The sequence below is a fragment of the Microbacterium sp. M genome, assembly GCF_045181065.1.
GTDB lineage: Bacteria > Actinomycetota > Actinomycetes > Actinomycetales > Microbacteriaceae > Microbacterium.
Genome location: NZ_CP173721.1, coordinates 1,178,081 through 1,198,505, shown reverse-complemented (window position 1 = coordinate 1,198,505; position 20,425 = coordinate 1,178,081). Strand labels below are relative to the sequence as shown.

18 protein-coding genes are annotated in these 20,425 nt (G+C 67.7%); 13 read left to right on the top strand and 5 right to left on the bottom strand.

All coding sequences use genetic code 11. The annotated features are described in order from the left end of the window. Nucleotides 1-7: 7 nt before the first annotated feature. Nucleotides 8-586, bottom strand: coding sequence for a GNAT family N-acetyltransferase (locus ACI7YT_RS05655; RefSeq protein WP_406249489.1), 579 nt, complete (start codon nucleotides 584-586; stop codon nucleotides 8-10). Nucleotides 587-777: 191 nt separating this feature from the next. Between ACI7YT_RS05655 and ACI7YT_RS05650 the strand changes: the two genes are divergently transcribed. Genes ACI7YT_RS05650 through ACI7YT_RS05625 form a run of 6 tightly spaced genes read left to right on the top strand, consistent with a single transcriptional unit; the run spans nucleotide 778 to nucleotide 8,062 of the window. Then, the gene (locus tag ACI7YT_RS05650; protein ID WP_406249488.1) at nucleotides 778-1,932 is read left to right on the top strand and encodes an ABC transporter ATP-binding protein; all 1,155 of its coding nucleotides are present in this window, start codon (nucleotides 778-780) and stop codon (nucleotides 1,930-1,932) included. 36 nt (nucleotides 1,933-1,968) lie between these two features. Further along, on the top strand, nucleotides 1,969-3,153 hold the full coding sequence (locus ACI7YT_RS05645) for a spermidine/putrescine ABC transporter substrate-binding protein (RefSeq protein WP_406249487.1): 1,185 nt from the start codon (nucleotides 1,969-1,971) through the stop codon (nucleotides 3,151-3,153). Continuing rightward, entirely contained in the window at nucleotides 3,146-4,054 is a 909-nt protein-coding gene (locus ACI7YT_RS05640) for an ABC transporter permease (protein WP_406249486.1), read from the top strand. Before ACI7YT_RS05645 ends, ACI7YT_RS05640 begins: the two co-directional genes overlap by 8 nt. Next, a complete protein-coding gene (locus tag ACI7YT_RS05635; protein WP_406249485.1) occupies nucleotides 4,051-4,959 on the top strand; it encodes an ABC transporter permease in 909 nt (302 codons plus the stop codon). Before ACI7YT_RS05640 ends, ACI7YT_RS05635 begins: the two co-directional genes overlap by 4 nt. Nucleotides 4,960-4,962: 3 nt before the next feature. After that, nucleotides 4,963-6,612, top strand: coding sequence for an amidohydrolase (locus ACI7YT_RS05630; RefSeq protein WP_406249484.1), 1,650 nt, complete (start codon nucleotides 4,963-4,965; stop codon nucleotides 6,610-6,612). A gap of 13 nt (nucleotides 6,613-6,625) precedes the next feature. Then, nucleotides 6,626-8,062: an NAD(P)/FAD-dependent oxidoreductase gene (locus ACI7YT_RS05625; protein WP_406249483.1), complete on the top strand. Its 1,437-nt coding sequence runs from the start codon at nucleotides 6,626-6,628 to the stop codon at nucleotides 8,060-8,062. Nucleotides 8,063-8,081: 19 nt separating this feature from the next. On the opposite strand, the gene ACI7YT_RS05620 is transcribed toward ACI7YT_RS05625, so the two are convergent. Beyond that, nucleotides 8,082-9,689: a PucR family transcriptional regulator gene (locus ACI7YT_RS05620; RefSeq protein WP_406249482.1), complete on the bottom strand. Its 1,608-nt coding sequence runs from the start codon at nucleotides 9,687-9,689 to the stop codon at nucleotides 8,082-8,084. A gap of 86 nt (nucleotides 9,690-9,775) precedes the next feature. Here ACI7YT_RS05620 and ACI7YT_RS05615 point away from each other — a divergent pair, with 86 nt between their 5' ends. Genes ACI7YT_RS05615 through ACI7YT_RS05595 form a run of 5 tightly spaced genes read left to right on the top strand, consistent with a single transcriptional unit; the run spans nucleotide 9,776 to nucleotide 16,854 of the window. Next, complete coding sequence (locus ACI7YT_RS05615) at nucleotides 9,776-11,293, top strand: CoA-acylating methylmalonate-semialdehyde dehydrogenase (protein ID WP_406249481.1); 1,518 nt, start codon at nucleotides 9,776-9,778, stop codon at nucleotides 11,291-11,293. Nucleotides 11,294-11,305: 12 nt separating this feature from the next. Next, on the top strand, nucleotides 11,306-12,664 hold the full coding sequence (locus ACI7YT_RS05610) for an aspartate aminotransferase family protein (RefSeq protein ID WP_406249480.1): 1,359 nt from the start codon (nucleotides 11,306-11,308) through the stop codon (nucleotides 12,662-12,664). Then, nucleotides 12,661-14,082 carry a gamma-aminobutyraldehyde dehydrogenase gene (locus ACI7YT_RS05605; protein ID WP_406249479.1) on the top strand — a complete coding sequence of 474 codons (1,422 nt, stop codon included), beginning with the start codon at nucleotides 12,661-12,663 and terminating at the stop codon, nucleotides 14,080-14,082. Before ACI7YT_RS05610 ends, ACI7YT_RS05605 begins: the two co-directional genes overlap by 4 nt. After that, the gene (locus ACI7YT_RS05600; RefSeq protein WP_406249478.1) at nucleotides 14,082-15,446 is read left to right on the top strand and encodes an NAD(P)/FAD-dependent oxidoreductase; all 1,365 of its coding nucleotides are present in this window, start codon (nucleotides 14,082-14,084) and stop codon (nucleotides 15,444-15,446) included. Before ACI7YT_RS05605 ends, ACI7YT_RS05600 begins: the two co-directional genes overlap by 1 nt. A gap of 25 nt (nucleotides 15,447-15,471) precedes the next feature. Next, nucleotides 15,472-16,854 (top strand): aspartate aminotransferase family protein, encoded by a 1,383-nt coding sequence (locus ACI7YT_RS05595; RefSeq protein ID WP_406249477.1) that lies wholly within the window; start codon nucleotides 15,472-15,474, stop codon nucleotides 16,852-16,854. On the opposite strand, the gene ACI7YT_RS05590 is transcribed toward ACI7YT_RS05595, so the two are convergent. The 3 genes from ACI7YT_RS05590 to ACI7YT_RS05580 all read right to left on the bottom strand — a co-directional run bounded on the left by ACI7YT_RS05590 (nucleotide 16,843) and on the right by ACI7YT_RS05580 (nucleotide 19,126). Beyond that, nucleotides 16,843-17,679, bottom strand: coding sequence for a DNA-formamidopyrimidine glycosylase family protein (locus ACI7YT_RS05590; RefSeq protein ID WP_406249476.1), 837 nt, complete (start codon nucleotides 17,677-17,679; stop codon nucleotides 16,843-16,845). The genes ACI7YT_RS05595 and ACI7YT_RS05590 overlap by 12 nt on opposite strands. A 284-nt stretch (nucleotides 17,680-17,963) precedes the next feature. Then, a complete protein-coding gene (locus ACI7YT_RS05585; RefSeq protein ID WP_406249475.1) occupies nucleotides 17,964-18,632 on the bottom strand; it encodes a hypothetical protein in 669 nt (222 codons plus the stop codon). 65 nt (nucleotides 18,633-18,697) lie between these two features. After that, complete coding sequence (locus ACI7YT_RS05580) at nucleotides 18,698-19,126, bottom strand: hypothetical protein (RefSeq protein WP_406249474.1); 429 nt, start codon at nucleotides 19,124-19,126, stop codon at nucleotides 18,698-18,700. Between the two features lie 152 nt (nucleotides 19,127-19,278). Here ACI7YT_RS05580 and ACI7YT_RS05575 point away from each other — a divergent pair, with 152 nt between their 5' ends. Then, a complete protein-coding gene (locus ACI7YT_RS05575) occupies nucleotides 19,279-19,656 on the top strand; it encodes an ArsR/SmtB family transcription factor (protein ID WP_406249473.1) in 378 nt (125 codons plus the stop codon). Continuing rightward, the gene (locus tag ACI7YT_RS05570; RefSeq protein ID WP_406249472.1) at nucleotides 19,653-20,360 is read left to right on the top strand and encodes an NADPH-dependent F420 reductase; all 708 of its coding nucleotides are present in this window, start codon (nucleotides 19,653-19,655) and stop codon (nucleotides 20,358-20,360) included. The genes ACI7YT_RS05575 and ACI7YT_RS05570 overlap by 4 nt, the downstream gene beginning before the upstream one ends. Nucleotides 20,361-20,425: the final 65 nt, after the last annotated feature.

Sequence of the window (20,425 nt, the reverse complement as noted above, 5' to 3'; positions counted from 1 at the left end):
GCCGGCATCACCACGCGCGGCCGCGGAGATCCACGGTGCCGGCAGGCCAGGACGCGAGGTCCCGCTCGACGGGCAGCACGAGCAGGGGCTGTCCCGGCTCGTCCTCGACCGGCATCCCGTCTCGTGCGATCGAGCGTTCCGCCGCGACGATGCGATGCCATCCGCACGATTCGTAGAACGGCACGACCTGTTCGCGGCAGCCCAGGTAGCCGAAGTCGATCCCGCCCGCGCTTCGCATCGACGTGGCCGCGTACGCCAGCATCCGCCTTCCCAGATCGAGCCCGCGAGCCTGCGGCGAGACGAGCACGCCGCCGACTCCGGCGATGACGAGCGATGCATCGTCGACACCGACGGTGCGACGTCCCCACCCCACATGCCCGACGATGCCCTCGTCGGATCGTGCGACCACGTGCAGATCGTGTGGTGCGTAGCCGTACGGCTGGGCGGGGTCCCATTCACCGAAGTCGTCGAAGTACTCGGCGTCGAACAAGTGCTTCAGCGAGGACGTGTCTTCAGGCGTCAGCGCCTTGTGCGCCACGACATCGATGGACCGCCACGGAAGCGCCCGGGTATCACGATCACGCATCCCCACAGCTTGCCAGGCACGACACGAGACGACGGTGTTTCGGCCCCGTTACGCCCGCTCGGACATTCTGTCCGACCCATGGCACCAGACGATGGATCCGTCCGGCGAGCGCATGCATCCATTGCAGCCGAGGGGTCGGACGTATTGAATGACCCAAACGCGCCAACGTGACGTCCAGAAGCGGAGCCCCCGTGACAGCATCCGAGATCCTGACCGATCGCCCCGGCACCCGAGAAGCCGGATCGGTCACGCTGAACAGCATCACGAAGTACTACGGCGACCAGGTCGCCGTCGATGATCTCTCGCTGGAGATCCGCCCCGGTGAATTCCTGTCGCTGCTGGGTCCGTCCGGGTGCGGCAAGACGACGACGCTGCGGATGATCGCCGGCTTCGAGCATCCGGATGCCGGAGACATCCACATCTCCGGCACGAGCGTGCTGGGCACGCCACCCTTCAAGCGCGATGTGAACACGGTCTTTCAGGCCTATGCCCTCTTCCCCCACATGTCGATCGCCGAGAACGTCGCGTACGGCCTGCAGCAGCGCCGCACGCCGAAGGGTGAGATCCGAGACCGGGTCTCGTCCGCTCTCGACCTCGTGCAGATGCGCCGCTTCGCCGACCGCAGACCGACGCAGCTCTCCGGCGGTCAGCAGCAGCGCATCGCACTGGCTCGCGCACTCGTGAACCGTCCGTCAGTGCTGCTTCTCGACGAGCCTCTCGGGGCGCTCGATCGTCAGCTGCGCGAGGAGATGCAACTCGAATTGAAGCTGCTGCAGTCGCGGATCGGCATCACCTTCGTCTTCGTCACGCATGATCAGGGCGAGGCGCTGTCGATGAGCGACCGGATCGCCATCATGCGCGACGGCCGCATCGAGCAACTCGCTGATGCGACCACCGTGTATGCGAAGCCCGCCTCCGCCTACGTGGCCGCCTTCGTCGGACAGCAGAACTTCTTCCACGGCCCGGTGACCGAGAACGGCACCGCGGTGGCATCGGCGCATGTCCTGGTTCGCGCGGCATCCGATCCTCTCGCGGCCACCAACGGAGAAGCCGCCGTGCGGCCCGAGAACGTGCGCGTCGAGATCGAACGGCCGGGCGACGCGCTGCTCGGCGCCAATGCCGTCCGCGGCGAGGTGATCGGCATCTCTCACCTCGGTGAGACGATGCAGTATCTCGTGCGCCTCGGCGACGACCAGAGTCTCGTCGCCCGGCGCCCGACACCCGAGGCACCCGACCTTCGTGTCGGCGACGCCGTCATCTGCAGCTGGACACCGGCGCACGTGCTGCTGTTCGCCGCCGCCGACGACGCCACCGCCGGCGGATACATCGCTCCCCCCACGCTCTGACCCGTCCTGCATTCACCCGATCGATCAGGAGTCACCATGAACAGCACGCCAGCCCCGATCCGCATCCTCGCCCACGACAGTGCGGTCCCCGTGATCGCGCGCGAGATCAACCGACGCCGTTTCCTTGGCCTCCTTGCGGTCACCGGGAGCAGCGCCCTCCTCGCGGCCTGCGCTCCGACCAGCGGGACCGGCACGGCGCCTCAGGCGAGCGGCGGATCCTTGGAGAACGCCCTGTCGGTGTACACATGGGGCGACTACGACTCCCCCGACGTGGTGGCGGACTTCACCTCGGAACTCGGCCCGAAGGTCACGCTCGATTCGTACAGCTCCAACGAGGAGCTGATCGCCAAGCTCATCGCGGCCAAGGGCACGTCCGGCTACGACATCGTGGTCCCCACCGGCGTCTTCATCCCGCAGATGATCGAGAACGACCTGCTCATGAAACTCAACAAGGATCTGCTGCCGAACCTCGCCAACATGGATGACGCCTACCTCGGGCGGGCATGGGATCCCGAGAACGACTACTCGGTCTGCAAGGCGTGGGGCACGACGGGCTTCGTCTACGACAAGACCGTCATCACCCGAGAGCTCACGACATGGAGCGACTTCTTCGACGCCGCCCAGAACGAGGCCAGCGGCAAGACGAGCATGTCGGATGACCCGGCCGGCATCATCGGAGCCTACTTCTGGGCCAACGATGCGGACTGGAACACCGAGGATCCTGACGAGCTCGAAGAATGCCGTGCCTTCCTCGTGGACCAGATCGCGCCCCATGTCTCGGCGTTCGACTCCTATCCGGGAACCAACGCGATTCCGCAGGGCACTCAGGTGCTCATGCAGGCGTGGAACGGCGACGCGCGACTCGGACTACTGGAGAGCTCTGAGCCCGAGCGCTGGCAGTGGGTGCTTCCCGGCCCGGTCACCGAACTCTGGATGGACAACTGGTGCATCGCGGCGGGCGCCCCGCACCCGGAGGCCGCTCACGCATTCCTGAACTTCTCGATGACCCCCGAGAACCTCATGCTGAACCTGGACTACATCGGCTACCACGTCGGCGGCAAGGACATGGAGCAGGCCGCGAGCGATGCCGGTCTCGAACTGCCCGAGCTCATCTTCTTCACCGATGAGCAGCTCGCCACGATGCACGAGCAGGAGCTCAACGACTCGCAGACCACCCGTGTGGAGATCTGGAACGAGATGAAGGCCGCTGCCGGTGCCTAAGAGGCAACTCGGCGCCGCCCTCGCGATCCCCGCGTGGGTGTGGCTGCTGGTGTTCTTCGTCGCACCCGTCGGCATGGTGGTGTGGTTCAGTTTCGGATACAAGCCGGGCATCTTCGGCACCCATGCGAACGATGTGCTCTCCCTCGACCGCTACGTCGAAGCGCTGTCGCCCACGTTCTTCACCACGTTCCTCAACACCCTCTGGGTCGGTGCGACCGGCACGATCCTGTGCTTCCTGATCGGTGCGCCCGTCGCGTACTGGATGGCATTCAAGGTGCGCCCGCAGCGCCGCGGTCTGCTCATCGCGCTCGTGCTCATCCCGTTCTGGACGAATTTCCTGATCCGCACCATCGGCTGGCAGGTGATCATCGCTCCGGAGGGCTGGCTGTCCACCGCGCTGCAATCCGTGGGTCTGCTCGACGGCCCGCTCGATCTCCTCTACACGCGCACGGCTGTGCTCCTCGGTGTCGTCTACAACTACCTGCCCCTGATGATCCTGCCGCTGTTCGTCGCCTTCGACCGGGTCGGCCCCGCGTTGCGCGAGGCATCCAAGGATCTCGGTGCCGGCAAGGCGTCGACGTTCTTGCGTGTCACCCTGCCGTTGGCGCGGCCGGGCATCATCGCCGGCGTGCTCCTGGTGTTCATCCCGCTCATGGGCGACTACATCACCGCCACGGTGCTGGGAGGCGCGAAGGGGAACATGGTCGGCCAACTGGTCGCCAGTCAGTTCCAGACCGCGCAGAACTGGGCACTGGGCTCGGCGATGGCGGTCGTGCTGATGCTCGTGATCGCGCTCTCGATCGGTGCGGCGGCGCTGCTCATCTGGCTGATCTCGCTGCCGTTCCGTGCCAGGAACAGCCTCGTCCTCGGCCCATCAGCCGCAGAGGAGGTCACGGCATGAGCGTCACGAAGACCGAGGCCATCCTGCGTCGCGAAACGGGCACCCTCCCCGGCAGCGATCGGCGACGGCACCGTCCGTGGAGCGACATCGCCCTGAACATCTGGGGCGTGCTGGTCATCCTGTTCCTGTTCGCACCGATCATCGTCATCGTCATCTACTCGTTCAACAACGGCCGGCTCCTCGTCTCCTTCGACGAGTTCGGCTTCGACGCGTTCGCGACCATTCTGGACAAGCCCGCGGTGCAGAACGCCGTGCGGGTCTCGCTGATCACGGCGCTCGTCTCGGCGATCATCGCGACGACGCTCGGCACGCTCTCGGGCATCGCGATGGCACGCTACCCCGGGAAGTGGGTGTGGTGGTTCCTGGGGCTGCTGCTGCTCGTCTCCGTCACTCCGGAGATCGTGGATGCCGTGGCTCTGCTGCCCTGGTACGTGTGGCTGGGTCAGGATCTCGGCATCGCGGCCTTCAACGACGGCATCGTGCGCCTGTCGATCGGGTCGTCGCTGTTCGCCACCGCCGTCGTCTCCTACATCGTCCGCGCCCGCCTGGTGGGGCAGGACTCGAACCTCGAAGAGGCGTCCGCAGATCTCTACGCCAAGCCCGTCGTCACGTTCACCCGCGTGACGCTGGCGCTCGCGATGCCCGCGGTGGTCGCCGGGTTCCTCCTCGCCTTCACCCTCAGCCTCGACAACACGATCGTCGCGGCGTTCGTCCAGGTCTCCGGCACCACGCCGTGGCCGGTCTATGTGCTCTCCGCGGTGCGTTCGGGGCTGCGTCCCGAGATCGCGGCCGTGTCCACGATCATGCTGCTGCTGACCCTTGTCGCCCTCGCCATCGTCGCGCTGGTGCTCAAGCGCGCAGGCGACTCGGCCACCGACATCGCACGCACCATGGCAGGAGGTTGACGCATGCCTTACGCAGATCTCGTCTTCACAGGCGGCCCGGTCTTCACCGCCGACGCCGTCCGCTCGCGGACGGACGGCGCCGCCGTCTCGGATGGTCGGATCGTCGCACTCGGCGCCGACGCACGTGCACTGATCGGACCGGGCACCGAGGTGGTCGACCTCGCCGGGCGGCTCCTCGTCCCCGGGTTCCAGGATGCCCACGTGCATCCGGTCTCCGGTGGCCTCGAACTGCTGCGGTGCGACCTGTCCGAGGCGAGCACCGAAGCGGAGTATCTGGATGCCATCGCCGCCTACGCGGCATCCGAGGAATCCGAGTGGGTACTCGGCGGCGGCTGGGCGATGTCCGCCTTCCCGGGCGGTACGCCCACGGCGTCAGCACTGGACCGCGTGCTGCCGGATCGTCCGGCCTTCCTGCCCAACAGGGATGGGCACGGCGCCTGGGTGAACTCCGAGGCGCTGCGCCGGGCCGGCATCGATCGGGACACGCCCGATCCCGCCGACGGGCGCATCGAACGGGATGCCGACGGCAACCCGACCGGCACGCTTCACGAGGGGGCGATGTCTCTCGTGAACGCCCTGGTCCCCGATCCCTCCCCCGCTTTCCTGCACGAGGCCCTGATGGCGGGTCAGCGCTACCTGCACTCCTACGGGATCACCGCGTGGCAGGACGCGATCATCGGCGACTACAGCGACCTCGTCGATCAGGGCGAGACGTACCGGCAGGCGGCCGCGGACGGCTCGCTCACCGGCCGCGTGGTCGGTGCTCTCTGGTGGGATCGCACCCGGGGCCTGGAGCAGATCGATTCACTGGTCGAGCGACGCGAGCGGCTCAGCGCCGGCGACTTCCAGGCGACGAGCATCAAGATCATGCAGGACGGCGTGGCCGAGAACTTCACGGCCGCGATGCTCGAGCCCTATCACGACGGGCACGGCCACTTCACGGAGAACTCGGGGATCTCGTTCGTCTCCCCGGAGATCCTGAACGAGGCGGTGCCGCGGCTGGACGCTCTCGGATTCCAGGTGCACTTCCACGCGATCGGCGATCGTGCCGTCCGTCAGTGCCTGGACGCGGTGGAGCAGGCGATCGCCCGCAACGGCCGCAGCAACAATCGTCACCACATCGCGCACATCCAGGTCGTGCACCCCGACGACATCCCCCGGTTCCGCGAACTGGGCGTCGTCGCGAACATGCAATCGCTGTGGGCGACGCTGGAGCCCCAGATGGTCGACCTGACGCTGCCGTTCCTCGGGGCGCCGCGCAGCGCATGGCAGTATCCGTTCGGCGATCTGCTGCGTGCCGGAGCCGTACTGGCCGCAGGCAGCGACTGGTCGGTGTCGTCACCGAACCCGCTCGCCGCGATCCACACGGCGGTCAACCGCCAGGCCGCACCGGGGTATGAGGAGGGCGAGTACGAGCCCTTCCTTCCCGAGCAGGCGATCGACCTGGCGACGTCGCTGACGGCGTACACGGCCGGTTCCGCGTTCGTGAACCATCTGGACGAGGAGACGGGCACGGTCCGTGTCGGCGCGCTCGCCGATCTGGCGCTGCTCGACCGTGACCCGTTCGCCGGCCCCGCAGACGAGATCGGGGCGACACAAGTGCTGCAGACCTACGTCGGCGGCATCCGCGTCTACACCGCAGATACCGCGTGAGGAGGAGATGACCGTGGGCACCACCGTGTTCGAAAGGCAGGCTCCCGCAGCCTCCGTGGTCGATCACAGCCTCGCCAGGACCGCGGACAGCGTGTTCTGGATCGATGACCTGCCGTCGCGACTGCGCCCGAACAGGGTTCCGTTGCGGGGCGAGCAGCGCGCCGACCTCGTCATCATCGGCGCCGGCTACACGGGCCTGTGGTCGGCGCTGCTCGCCAAGACACGCGACCCCGGACGCCGGGTCATCGTCGTCGAGGCCAACCGGCTCGGCTGGGCGGCCTCCGGACGCAACGGCGGGTTCTGCGAGGCGAGCCTCACGCACGGACACGAGAACGGTCTCCGGCGCTGGCCGGACGAGATCGACCTGCTCGAACGACTGGGGCTCGCGAATCTCGACGCAATCGAGTCCGCTGAGGCCGAGTACGGTCTCGACTTCCATTTCGAGCGCACCGGACAGCTCACCCCGGCGATCGAGCCGCACCAGCTCGCGTGGCTCGACGAATGGTACGCCGAGGCGGATGGCGACCCCGACATCGTGCTGCTCGATCAGGCGCAGGCGCGTCAGGCCGTCGCCTCGCCCACCTACCTGGGCGCGATCTGGGAGAAGCAGACGTGCGCCCTCGTTCACCCTGCTCGTCTGGCCGCGGAACTCGCGCGCGCCGCCGAGGAGCGGGGCGTGGAGATCTTCGAACGCTCGCTCGTGCGCCGTCTCGACGATGGACCGGACGGCGTCCGCGTCGAGACGGATGCCGGGCGCATCGACGCCGCGCATGCCGTGCTCGCCACGAACGTGTTCCCGTCCCTGCTGACCCGCAACCGGCTCATGACCGTGCCGGTCTACGACTACGTGCTCATGACCGAGCCGCTCACCGAGGCGCAGCTCGCATCGATCGGGTGGCAGGACCGTCAGGGCATCGGCGACATGGCCAATCAGTTCCACTACTACCGGCTGTCGCGCGACAACCGCATCCTGTTCGGCGGCTACGACGCGATCTACCACTACGGCCGCCGGGTCGATCCGGCGTACGAGCACCGCCCGGATGTCTGGGCGAAGCTCGCCGCGCACTTCTTCACCACCTTCCCGCAGCTGGAGGGGATGCGCTTCTCGCACCGCTGGGCGGGTGCCATCGACACCTCGACCCAGTTCACCGCATTCTTCGGCACCGCCCGCAAAGCTCGCGTCGCGTACGCGGCCGGCTTCACCGGACTCGGGGTCGGCGCGACGCGCTTCGCCGCCGAGGTCATGCTCGATCTGCTCGCCGGCGTCCGCAACGAGAAGACCGAGCTGGCGATGGTCCGTCGCCGCCCGCTGCCGTTCCCCCCTGAGCCGGCAGCAGCGATCGGCATCAACCTCACCCGATGGTCGCTGGACCGAGCGGATCACAACGAGGGCAAGCGCAACCTGCTGTTGAGGACACTGGATGCTGTAGGGCTCGGGTTCGACTCGTGAACGCCGGGCGTGCGCTGGATCAGCCGGCGACCGAGCGATGCACGAGGAGCGCGAGATGAAGCGCGGCCTGGACCTCGCCGTCGTCCAGGTCGGCGGCCAGCAGCTCTTGGATGAGCGCGATGCGCTGGTAGAAGACGGAACGGGAGAGGTGCGATGCGGATGCCGCCGCCGTTCGGTTGCCCGGATGCGAGAGCATCGCCGCGAGCACATCGAGCAGATCGCCATCCCTGGCCAGATCGTGCTCGATGAGCGGAGCGAGCATGCGCTCACCGTGCTCGAGAACGCGATGGTCGTCGCGCAGCGACGCGACAAGCCGCGCCAGGGGACGTTGCTCGGCGCGACGCAGTCCTGGCCCGCGCTGCCCCCGGGCGTCGGGGGCACGCGAGAGGTCGATCGCCTCCTGGAGCGAGGCGAGTCCGGCATCCAGTCCGTGCGCTGCCGACCCGATAGACAGCGTGAGCCGCTCACTGTCGGAGCTGAGTGCGCGGGCGAAGCGGCGTGCATCGTCGTCCTCGAACGGCACCCGCGGGGGCAGCGACAACAGGATCGGCGCACCCGAACGCGCGCCAGAGGCCGAACCGGTGAGCGCACGGCCGCCCAGCGCTCTCGCGGCGGCGTCCGCAGCATCCGCGCGCAATTCCGCGCCGACGGCAACGATCCCGCGCAGGCGCGCGCCCTCGACGGGGAGCCCGGCCGCCTCGAGCCGGGCAGTCGCGCCGTCCTGCCCTGTGTAGCGACCAGCCATGAGCGCGTCGACGAGCTGTCGGCGGCCGATTCGGCTCCACTCGTCGCCGTCGGCGTCGGTGAGCCGACCAAGAGCGAGCGCGATCGCCCCCTGTTCCAGAACGCTTCGTCGTCCTGCGAGGTTCTCCGGGCCGGGGAGAGCCACGAGGTGCCCCCAACGGATGCCGCGAGCCTCGACGGGAACGATCAGCCAGTCGCCCGCCCCTTCTCTGTGGGCGATGCGCGAGCGCACCTCCCAGCGGGTGAGCACGTCCTCCTCGATCGCCGGCGGCACGTCCGCGACGACCACTTCATGACCGAGGTTCTCGAGCACCACCGGCGCCCCGAGTGTCTGCGCGAGCTGATGGACGATGTAGTCGGCGGGCGATCCGCGCAGGGCCAGGGCCGTGAACCGCGTGCGCACTTCGTCGCGGGCACGCAGCGCGGCGGTCTGATCCGCGATGATTCGACGGTGCACGGCTTCGGTCACCGTGACGAACTTCACCTCCTGGTGCAGCACGACGAGGGCCAGCCCCCGGTCCCTGGCCGCGTCGACCACGACGGCCGGAGCGTATCGATAGTGCGTCCCGAGTTCGAGGACGAGACAGGACAGCCCGGCTTCGGCGAGGCCCCCGATGAACGCGACGAGATCCGCGGGTTCCGACGGCCAGGACGACCCCGTGGACAGCAGCAGCTCCCCGCCGTCCAGCAGCCGGGCGACACCGGGACTGTCCGACACGTGCACCCAGCGCACGGCGGAGTCGAGGCCGACGTCGCCAGTGAGGACCTCCGGTTCACCGGCGGCGAGCGCGGTCAGGGCGAGGACTTCACGCACGATCGGCAGGCCGGTCGGCAGGGCCGGACGGATCGTCCGGAGATCGGATTCTTTGCGACGTTCAGCCATCACCGGCGCTCCTTCTGCACTGTAAGACTGAGTCTTGCACACGCTAATCGGGTTCCGGTCGGTATGTCCGGACGAGAGAGGACAGCATGACAGTTCGCACCATCGGCCACTGGATCGACGGCGCATCTTCGGAGTCGCGCAGCGGAAGGACCGCGCCGGTGTTCAACCCGGCGACCGGCGGGATCAGCGCCGAGGTCGCGCTCGCCGACGCCACGGAGATCGATGCCGCGATTGCGTCCGCGCAGAGCGCGTTCGCGACGTGGAGCCGAACGTCGATCGCACGCCGCCAGGGCGTGCTCTACGCGTTTCGTGAGCTGCTGAACGCCCGCCGGGGCGAGCTCGCCGCGCTGATCACCGCCGAGCACGGCAAGGTGCTCTCGGACGCGATGGGCGAGATCCTGCGCGGTCAGGAGGTGGTCGAGCTCGCGTGCGGGTTCGCGCACCTGACGAAGGGAGCGTTCAGCGAGAACGCGTCCACCGGGGTCGACGTGTACTCCCTCAAACAGCCTTTGGGCGTGGTGGGCATCATCAGCCCGTTCAACTTCCCGGCGATGGTGCCGATGTGGTTCTTCCCGATCGCGATCGCTGCCGGCAACGCGGTGATCCTCAAGCCCAGCGAGAAGGACCCTTCCGCCGCCTTGTGGATCGCCGAGCTGTGGAAGGAGGCGGGACTGCCCGACGGCGTCTTCACCGTTCTCCAGGGAGACAAGCTCGCTGTCGACGGCCTGCTGAACGATCCGCGCGTGCAGTCGATCTCGTTCGTCGGTTCGACGCCGATCGCGAAGCACATCTATGAGACGGCTTCCCGCAACGGCAAGCGCGTTCAGGCGCTCGGAGGCGCGAAGAACCACATGCTCGTCCTGCCCGATGCGAACCTCGATCTCGTCGCCGATCAGGCCGTCAACGCCGGCTACGGCGCGGCAGGCGAGCGGTGCATGGCGATCAGCGTCATCCTCGCGGTCGACCCCGTGGCCGACGCGCTGATCGACAAGATCGCCGAGCGGATCGCGCGCCTGCATATCGGTGACGGTGCAGCCGCCGTCGAACCCGACATGGGTCCGCTCATCACAGCACAGCATCGCGAGAAGGTCGCGTCGTACGTGGACACCGCCGAGCAGGATGGCGCCCGGATCGTCGTCGATGGGCGCGGCCTCACGATCGATGGGCACGAGGGCGGCTTCTTCTTCGGACCGACGCTCATCGATTCAGTCCCGACGACCTCACCGGCCTATCGCGAGGAGATCTTCGGTCCGGTGCTCTCTGTGATCCGGGTCCCGAGCTTCCAGGAGGGAGTGGAGCTGATCAACTCGGGCGAGTTCGGGAACGGGACGGCGATCTTCACCAACGACGGCGGAGCGGCACGGCGGTTCCAGCACGAGGTGCAGGTCGGCATGATCGGCATCAACGTGCCGATCCCCGTCCCTGTCGCCTACCACTCCTTCGGCGGATGGAAGCAGTCGCTGTTCGGCGACGCGAAGGCCTACGGCACCCACGGTTTCGACTTCTTCACCCGCGAGAAGGCGGTGACCGCTCGCTGGATCGACCCGGCCGCCGACGACCGTATCGGCAGTGGCATCAACCTCGGTTTCCCGCGCAACGACTGATCAGGGACACTCATGAGCATCATCGACCAGAACGCTGACACCCGGATCCGCGCCGAGGACCGCGGCCACGTCTTCCACTCCTGGAGCGCCCAGGCGCTCATCGATCCGACGCCGGTGGCCGGTGGATCGGGAGCACGGTTCTGGGACTACGCCGGGAACACCTACCTCGACTTCTCGTCGCAGCTGGTGAATCTCAACCTCGGGCACCAGCATCCCGATCTCGTAGCGGCCATCCAGGAACAGGCGGGCCGGCTCGCGACCATCCAGCCGTCGATGGCGAACGACGTCCGCGGTGAACTTGCCCGGCTGATCGCCGAAGTCGCGCCCGCCGGACACTCCAAGGTGTTCTTCACGAACGGCGGAGCGGATGCCAACGAGAACGCTGTACGGATGGCCCGGATGGTCACCGGCAAGCGCAAGGTCCTGTCGATGTACCGCAGCTATCACGGGAACACCACGACGGCGATCAGCCTGACAGGCGACCCCCGCCGCTGGCCGAACGAACCGGGCGACGGCTCGGTGGCCCACTTCTTCGGCCCCGACGCGTATCGATCGCCCTTCCATTCCTCATCGCCGGAGGAGGAGACGGAGCGGGCGCTGGAGCACCTCGAGCAGACCATCATCCTCGAGGGAGCGGCGACGATCGGCGCGATCATCCTGGAGACCGTCGTCGGCACGAACGGCGTGCTGGTGCCGCCGCCCGGGTATCTCCCCGGCGTCAGGGCCCTGTGCGACAGATACGGGATCATCTACATCGCCGATGAGGTCATGGTCGGCTTCGGACGCATCGGCGAGTGGTTCGCGTTCCAGGCGTTCGACGTCGTCCCAGACCTCATCACCTTCGCCAAGGGAGTCAACTCCGGATACGTGCCGCTCGGCGGCGTCGTGATCAGCGATCGTATCGCGGCGCACTTCGACACGGTCGCCTTCCCCGGTGGCCTCACTTACTCGGGGCATCCGCTCGCCTGCGCCGCAGGCGTCGCGACCTTCGACGTGTTCCGCCGCGACGGCGTCCTGGAGCGTGTCCGCGACCTCGGCGAACGCGTGGTCGCCCCACGGCTCCAGGAGATCGCGGCCGCGCATCCGTCGGTGGGCGACGTGCGAGGACGCGGTCTGTTCTGGGCGATCGAACTGGTGCGCGACAAGGACACTCGAGAGCCGCTGGTCCCGTTCAACGCCAGCGGTTCGGATGCCGCCCCGGTGGCGGCCGTCGCCGCGGCATGCAAGAGGGCCGGCCTGTGGCCGTTCACGCACTTCAACCGGATCCACGTCGCTCCTCCCCTTGTGATCGAGGAGCCCGATCTGCGCCGCGGACTCGACATCATCGACGGTGCGCTCGACGAAGCCGACGCCGTTCTGGAGGAATCATGACGCTGCACAATCTCATCGGCGGCGAACGCACGCTGCCCTCGGGCGTCCCACTCGATCTGATCTCACCCGTCACCGGGGAGGCGTATGCACAAGCGGGCATCTCCACGGCCGAGGATGCGGATGCCGCGTTCGCCGCGGCCGAGGCGGCGTTCGCCGGCTGGCGCGCGACCACTCCAGCGCAGCGCCAATTGGCGCTGTTCCGCCTGGCGGACGCGTTGGAGCGGCATGCGGAGGAGTTCGCCGATCTCGAGTCGGAGGACACCGGCAAGCCACGTGCTTCGCTGGTCTCTGACGAGATCGAGCAGTCGGTCGATCAGCTGCGTTTCTTCGCGGGAGCGGCACGCGACCTCGACGGACGGGCCGCCGCCGAGTACGCGGAGGGGTTCACCTCGTTCGTGCGTCGTGAGCCGATCGGTGTCGTCGCGCAGGTCACACCGTGGAACTATCCGCTGAACATGGCCATCTGGAAGATCGCACCGGCCATCGCCGCCGGCAACACGGTCGTCCTCAAGCCCAGCGAGACGACCCCGCAGACCACGATCCGCCTCGCCGAGCTCGCCGTCGGCATCCTGCCGAAGGGCGTGCTGAACGTCGTGCTCGGCGATCGCACGACCGGCGCGCTGCTCGTCGAGCATCCCACCCCGCAGCTGGTCGCGATCACCGGTTCCGTGCGCGCCGGCATGCAGGTCGCCGAAGCCGCATCGCGACAGGTGAAGCGGGTGCACCTGGAGCTCGGCGGCAAGGCCCCGGCGCTCGTGTTCGACGACGCCGATCTGGCCAGAGCGGTGCCCGGAATCGTCGAAGCGGCGTTCTTCAATGCCGGACAGGACTGCACCGCCGCCACGCGAGTCCTCGTGCATTCCTCATTGCACGACGAGCTGGTCGAGCGCCTCGTCGCGCACACCGAGGCGCACGCGAGGACCGGCGCGCCCGACGACCCGACGGCGTTCTTCGGCCCGCTCAACAACGCCGACCAGCTCGCGCGGGTCACCGGCTTCATCGACCGCCTCCCCGCACACGCCAGGGTGGAGGCCGGCGGGCGGAGGCAGGGCGATGTCGGCTGGTTCTTCGAACCGACGATCGTCACGGGTGTCCGGCAGAAGGACGAGGTCGTTCAGGAGGAGATCTTCGGCCCCGTGCTGACCGTGCAGCCCTTCGACACCGACGCGGAGGCGCTCGATCTCGCGAACGGCGTGCCCTATGCGCTCGCCTCCTCCGTCTGGACCCGTGATCACGGACGGGCGATGCGGTTCTCACGCGATCTGGATTTCGGCTGCGTCTGGATCAACGCGCACATCCCCTTCGTCTCGGATATGCCGCACGGCGGCTTCAAGCACTCCGGCTACGGCAAGGACCTCTCCGTCTACGGTTTCGAGGACTACACCCGTATCAAGCATGTGATGTCGAGCCTGTCCTGATGACCGGCAACGGCGGGGTCTCGTTCTGGTGGCAGCAGCTGGGGCTGCCGTCGCCGCGGCCCGCGCTGCCGGGAGACCTCGACGTCGATGTGGCGATCGTCGGCGGCGGCTACACGGGACTGTGGACCGCCTACTATCTGAAGTCCCTCCAGCCGGACATCCGGATTGCGGTGCTGGAGCGCCGCTTCGCCGGCTTCGGTGCGTCCGGGCGGAACGGCGGCTGGCTGACGAACTCTGTGACCGGCGGGCGGGAGCAGTACGGCCACGACGGCGGGTCCCGTCAGCAGGAGGCCATGAACGCCACCGTCGACGAGGTGATCCGAGTGATGGGCATCGAGGGCATCGATGCGGATGCGCACAAGGGCGGTGAGCTGAACATCGCCCGAAGTCCCGCCCAGCTTCATCGGCTGCGGACCTTCTTCGAGAGCGAGAGCGCCTGGCCGCACACGGACGTGGAGCTCTGGGATGCGGCCGAGACCACACAGCACGTGCAGGTCGACGGTGCTCTGGGGGGAATATGGCACCCGCACTGCGCGCGCATCCACCCGGCGAAGCTCGCGCGTGGGCTGGCCGCGGCCGTCGAGCGGCTCGGCGTGCGGATATTCGAGGAGACGACGGTACTGGCGATCGAGCCGGGGTGCGCTGTCACCGATCGTGGGGTCGTCTCGGCGGATGCCGTCGTCCGTGCCACCGAAGGCTTCACCGCCGAGCTGAAGGGCGAGCACCGCACCTGGCTTCCGATGAACTCGTCCATGATCGTGACGGCTCCGCTTCCGGCATCCGTCTGGGACGCGATCGGATGGCAGGATGCCGCGACGCTGGGCGATCTGGCGCATGTGTACATGTACGCGCAGCGCACGGCGGACGATCGGATCGCGTTCGGCGGTCGCGGCGTGCCCTACCGCTACGGCTCGCGTGTCGACAGCGATGGCGTGACGCAGGAGCGCACGATCCGGGACCTGACGGGGCTGCTGCGACGCTTCTTCCCGGATGCCGCTGGGGTACCGATCGACCATGCGTGGGCAGGGGTGCTCGGGGTGCCGCGGGATTGGGCGGCGACCGTCGGGTTCGATCACCGCAGCGGGCTCGGCTGGGCCGGCGGTTATGTCGGAACGGGTGTCGCGACCACGAATCTCGCCGGACGGACGCTCGCCGATCTCATCCTCCGCCGCGACAGCGACCTCGCCCATCTGCCGTGGGTGGGACATCGTGCGAATCGCTGGGAGCCGGAACCGCTACGCTGGCTCGCCGTCCAGGCCATCTACGGGGCCTATCACGCCGCCGACGCGCATGAGGCGTGGGGGCGTCGCGAGACCTCGCCGCTCGCCCGTCTCGCCGACGCCGTCTCGGGGCGAGGACATTGACCGGTGCACACGAAGGAGAAGGATCATGACGCATGACGACGCTCGCCTGCAGGAGATGGCACGCGACCACCTGTGGATGCATTTCGCCCGGCAGTCGGTGATGACCGAGGGCCCCGGCGTTCCCATCATCGTGAAGGGCGAGGGCCACCACATCTGGGACTCGAAGGGCCGGAAGTACATCGACGGCCTCTCCGGGCTGTTCGTTGTCAACGCAGGGCACGGTCGACGGCGGCTCGCTCAGGCCGCGGCGAAGCAGGCCGAGGAACTCGCGTTCTTCCCCCTCTGGTCGTATGCGCACCCCGCCGCGATCGAGCTGGCCGACCGGATCGCCTCGCTCGCGCCCGGGGATCTGAATCACGTCTTCTTCTCGACCGGGGGCGGTGAGGCGGTGGAGACCGCGTTCAAGCTCGCCAAGCACTACTTCAAGCTGCGCGGCAAGCCCACCAAGCACAAGGTGATCTCGCGCTTCGTCGCCTATCACGGGACGCCGCAGGGGGCGCTGGCGATCACCGGACTGCCCGACATGAAGTCGATGTTCGAGCCGGTCACGCCCGGCGGCTTCCGGGTGCCGAACACGAACTGGTACCGCGCCGGTGAGGCGGGCTTCGGCGGTGCGACGCAGGAGGAGTTCGGCGTGTGGGCGGCCGATCGGATCGAGGAGATGATCGAATTCGAGGGGCCGGACACGGTCGCGGCCGTGTTCCTCGAGCCCGTGCAGAATTCGGGCGGATGCTTCGTGCCGCCGCCCGGGTACTTCCAGCGGGTCCGGGAGATCTGCGATCGTCACGACGTGCTGCTGGTCTCGGATGAGGTGATCTGCGCCTTCGGGCGGCTCGGAGCATACTTCGGCGCCGAGCACTACGGCTATCAGCCCGACATGATCACGTTCGCCAAGGCCGTGACGAGCGGCTATTCGCCGCTGGGCGGCACGATCGTCAGCGACAGGTTGTACGAGCCGTTCGCGACCGGGACGTCGTCGTTCCCGCACGGCTACACGTTCGGAGGCCACCCGGTGTCGAGCGCCGTCGCGATGGAGAACCTCGACATCTTCGAGGAGGAGCACCTGCTCCAGAACGTGCGCGAGCAGTCCCCCGCTTTCCGCAGCACGCTCGAGAGGCTGCTCGATCTGCCCATCGTGGGAGACGTCCGCGGCGAGGGCTACTTCTTCGGGATCGAGCTCGTCAAGGACAAGGCCACCAAGACCACGTTCGACGACGACGAATCCGAGCGCCTGCTGCGCGGATTCCTCTCCAAGGCGCTGTTCGACGCGGGGCTTTACTGCCGCGCCGACGACCGAGGGGACCCCGTCATCCAGCTCGCTCCCCCGCTGACCATCGGCCAGAACGAGTTCGACGAGATCGAGCAGATCCTCCGAGGCGTGCTGACGGAGGCCTGGTCACGGCTCTGAACCGCCGATCGCCGGTTCCGGCTGGCAATGCGGACACAGTTGCGCGGATGCACTACCCGAGACGTGATCGAGGATCGTCGTGCCGCACACCGGACAGGCCTCCCCACCGCGCCCATGCACGACCATCGCCTCGACCTTCGCCTGTTTGATCCGGTCAGGGGGAAGCCCGCGACGGTCTATGACCGCTGCGGTCAGCACGTCGACGACGGCATGGAACAGGCGATCTCTCGCGTCCGCATCCAGAGCCACGGCATGCACGGCGTGCGACAGTCGCGCCCGATGCAGGATCTCGTCGGAGTAGGCATTGCCGATGCCGGCCAGACTGCTCTGCTCCTGAAGCAGTGCCTTGATCTGCTTCCGCCTGGCACCGAGCGCGTGCTCGAGATCATCACGTGAGAAGTCCGACGAGAGCGGGTCGGGCCCGAGAGCGGCGATACCGGGCACGCCGCTCGGGGAGTCCACGACCGATGCCGTGACGGCGAGGAAGTCCCCTGTGTCGACGAGCCGCATCACGGCTCCGTCATCGAGCACGATGCGCGCGACCTCCGGAGCGGACTCGACATCGGGCTGGTCTCCCGCGGCGCTCCATCGGATCCAGCCGTTCCGGCCGAACCCGATCATCAGCCAGCCCGCGGTCGTGTCCATCCCGATGTGCTTGCCGAAGCGCCGCATTCCGGTCACTCGCGCGTCCACGAGCGAGGCGGGCGGACGGTCACGGGTCTTGACGATGCGGAACTCGGCGATGTCGATGCTCGCGACGACGCGGCCTGCGGCGCGCTCGTCGAGGAACTCGGCGAGCGCCTGAACCTCCGGAGACTCGGGCATGCGCTCATCTTGCCACCGGGTACGGACATCCGGAGTTCACCGCCGGCCTGTTCGCCCCGGCGGAACAGCACATCGGCGGCCTGACGATCATCGACGTCGCAGATGACGACGCAGCGAAGGCATGGGGCGGCAGAATCGCCGAGGCGTGCGGCTGGCCGCAGCAGATCCGCCGCGTCTACTGACGCAGGCGAAGCCGTCGGGTTCCGTCGGCGAACGCCACGGCATGCGCGCGCCGGCAAGATGCGTCGCGTCGCCTCCGCCCTGATCCTTCGAAGCGACCATGCTCAGAGCCGAGTGAGCACGAGATAGGCGAAGACGTACCCGAGCACCAGGCACGCCACCCAGGCCGTCACAGCAGCGAGATACCAGTCCTGGCGGACCTCGAGAGCCTGCCGGCGGGGATCGGCCGGCGGAACGCTCCTGAGCGTGCGGTCGGTCAGCCACAGCACGGGGAAGAACAGCGCGAGGAGGAGCAGGAAGACCGCCAGCTGCAGCAGCAGCCATGCGGACCGCGATCCGCTGCTCGCCGCCCCGATGCCGACGGTGAGAAGCGCGGTGATCTCCTGCGATCCACTGATGAGCAGCAGCGCGAGCCCACCGACGATGACGACAGTGATGCGCCCCAGACGATCTCCGGGCGTGACGCGGATCTTCGGCACCGGGGGCCCCGGGGCGTCCTCAGCCGGGTCTGGGTCCCCGATTCTGCGGTGGCGTTGCCGCCAGAAGAGCCGGCGAGTTGCGCGAAGGGTGATGGGCCAGAGTACGAACGCGACGACGGCCGCGATGAGCCAGGCGAACACCTCGTTCGCGGTCAGATCCATCTCGAGCCGGTCGGCGAGGAAGATGAGTCCGATCCACGCGGCCAGCGCGACGGGCACGACCACGACGACAGCGGCCACGGTGATCAGGAGCATGCGCACTGTGCTGCGGGTCGCCGTGGGCGCTTCATTCACATCGGAAGTCTAGGGGCCCGCGACGGCCGACTTCGGAACCGGCAGCGTCAGAACCAGGCGGGCGATCAACAGGCGTCGATGTCCGCGCCCAGAATGTCGTACACATGCGCGCGGAAGCCGGCTTCTTCCACGATCCGGGCGAGGGTCCCGGAATCGAGATCGTCCAACTGACCGTGCTCGTCGATCAAGGACATGTACTCATCGAGCATCTCGGAGTCTCCGGCGCGCTTGACGCACGCAACGACCTCCATGTCGGTCATCGCGTCGAGCTTCTCGGCCCTTCCGCTGGTCCCGTCGGCCCGCCCCTTGGGCGGTTCCGAGGATTCCGCGGCCGAGGCGTCCGGAGAGGTCGCGGGTTCTGGTGCGGGCTGCGAACAGCCTGCGAGGCCGACAGCCCCTGCGGTGAGGATCGAGACGGTGATCCATGCCCGTACGAGTGCGCGCAGCTTCATAGCGATGGTGCTTCCGGACGAGAATGCGACGGGCCCGGTCATGATCCGATCGTATCGGTGGCCGAGTGCGGGGTGCGGCTCCGTCATGGCGCAGCGACGCGGCCCAGGACAGCGGCTCATGTACGCAGTCGAATGAACATGGGATACGATGTACGTCAGTACGCGTACATACACAAGAACTCGAGGAGTCATGGATGGCAAGCCGACTCGCTCGCCCCCTGTTGGTCCCAACGGAGGACGAGATCGATCTGTTCGCCGTGATGTCCGCACTGTCCGACCCGGTGAGACGGGCAATCGTCTCGCACATCGCGTCCCATCCGGGTGGCGCATGCAGCAGCTCCGACTTCGGCGTGTCGAAGTCTGCGCTCACGCGGCATTGGAGGATCTTGCGCGAGTCCGGACTCATCAGTCAGGAGGTCGACGGGACGCGTCACCGCAACTGGCTCCGCACAGACGCACTCGCTCGTCGCTTCCCCGGCCTGCTGCCCCTGGTACTGGATGCCGTCGGCGCCGAAACGACCCCACAAGAACACGACAATCCGCCGCGGGGCGGTCGCAAGGACATGCAATGAACCAGATCGGAATCATCGGCAGCGGAGCCATCGGCGAAGCCCTCGCGCGCCTCGCGGTCGATGCAGGCATCCAGGTGACGATCGCCAACTCCCGCGGCCCCGCGACCCTCACCGATCTCGTGGCAGGCTTGGGCGCGAACGCTCACGCCGGCACAATGCAAGAGGCCGCCGCGTTCAGTGACCTCGTCGTCATCGCCATTCCGCTCGCCGCCTACGAGCGGCTCCCGCATGCCGTTCTGCACGGCAAGATGATCCTGTCCACGGGCAACTACTATCCCCACCGCGACGGACGCATCCGGACCCTCGACGCACGAGAGACGACCACTGCCGAACTCGAGCAGGCGCTGCTGCCAGGCACACGACTTGTCAAGGTATTCAACAACATCGTCGCGCACCACATCCCCCTGCTCGCGAACTCAGAGCCGCGGACGGCACTGCCCGTGTTCGGAAACGATGCCCAGGCCAACGGCGAAGTCAGCGAACTGGTGCGAGCGCTCGGCTTCGATCCGATCGACGCAGGAACGCTCGACAAGTCCTGGCGAGCCGAGCCTGAATCCGGCGCATACACCGCGATCTACGCAGAAGGTCCAGACGGGTTCGGCGACGACTACCTGGCAGACCGTGGTCACCCCTTGACCGCCGACGAGCTCGACAGGCTGCTGGCAGCCTCACACCGACCGGACGTCGCGACGCGCAAGTTCTGACCACGGCCCTTCACACGCTGCAGCCACGTCCGGCCTTCTGACAGTCGCAGTGACGAGCAATCTCG

Coding starts and splice junctions, on each gene's coding strand:
- ACI7YT_RS05655 (WP_406249489.1), bottom strand. CDS start 586: ATGCGTGATCGTGATACCCGGGCGCTTCCGTGGCGGTCCATCGATGTC.
- ACI7YT_RS05645 (WP_406249487.1), top strand. CDS start 1,969: ATGAACAGCACGCCAGCCCCGATCCGCATCCTCGCCCACGACAGTGCG.
- ACI7YT_RS05635 (WP_406249485.1), top strand. CDS start 4,051: ATGAGCGTCACGAAGACCGAGGCCATCCTGCGTCGCGAAACGGGCACC.
- ACI7YT_RS05630 (WP_406249484.1), top strand. CDS start 4,963: ATGCCTTACGCAGATCTCGTCTTCACAGGCGGCCCGGTCTTCACCGCC.
- ACI7YT_RS05620 (WP_406249482.1), bottom strand. CDS start 9,689: ATGGCTGAACGTCGCAAAGAATCCGATCTCCGGACGATCCGTCCGGCC.
- ACI7YT_RS05615 (WP_406249481.1), top strand. CDS start 9,776: ATGACAGTTCGCACCATCGGCCACTGGATCGACGGCGCATCTTCGGAG.
- ACI7YT_RS05610 (WP_406249480.1), top strand. CDS start 11,306: ATGAGCATCATCGACCAGAACGCTGACACCCGGATCCGCGCCGAGGAC.
- ACI7YT_RS05605 (WP_406249479.1), top strand. CDS start 12,661: ATGACGCTGCACAATCTCATCGGCGGCGAACGCACGCTGCCCTCGGGC.
- ACI7YT_RS05600 (WP_406249478.1), top strand. CDS start 14,082: ATGACCGGCAACGGCGGGGTCTCGTTCTGGTGGCAGCAGCTGGGGCTG.
- ACI7YT_RS05595 (WP_406249477.1), top strand. CDS start 15,472: ATGACGCATGACGACGCTCGCCTGCAGGAGATGGCACGCGACCACCTG.
- ACI7YT_RS05590 (WP_406249476.1), bottom strand. CDS start 17,679: ATGCCCGAGTCTCCGGAGGTTCAGGCGCTCGCCGAGTTCCTCGACGAG.
- ACI7YT_RS05580 (WP_406249474.1), bottom strand. CDS start 19,126: ATGACCGGGCCCGTCGCATTCTCGTCCGGAAGCACCATCGCTATGAAG.
- ACI7YT_RS05575 (WP_406249473.1), top strand. CDS start 19,279: ATGGCAAGCCGACTCGCTCGCCCCCTGTTGGTCCCAACGGAGGACGAG.
- ACI7YT_RS05570 (WP_406249472.1), top strand. CDS start 19,653: ATGAACCAGATCGGAATCATCGGCAGCGGAGCCATCGGCGAAGCCCTC.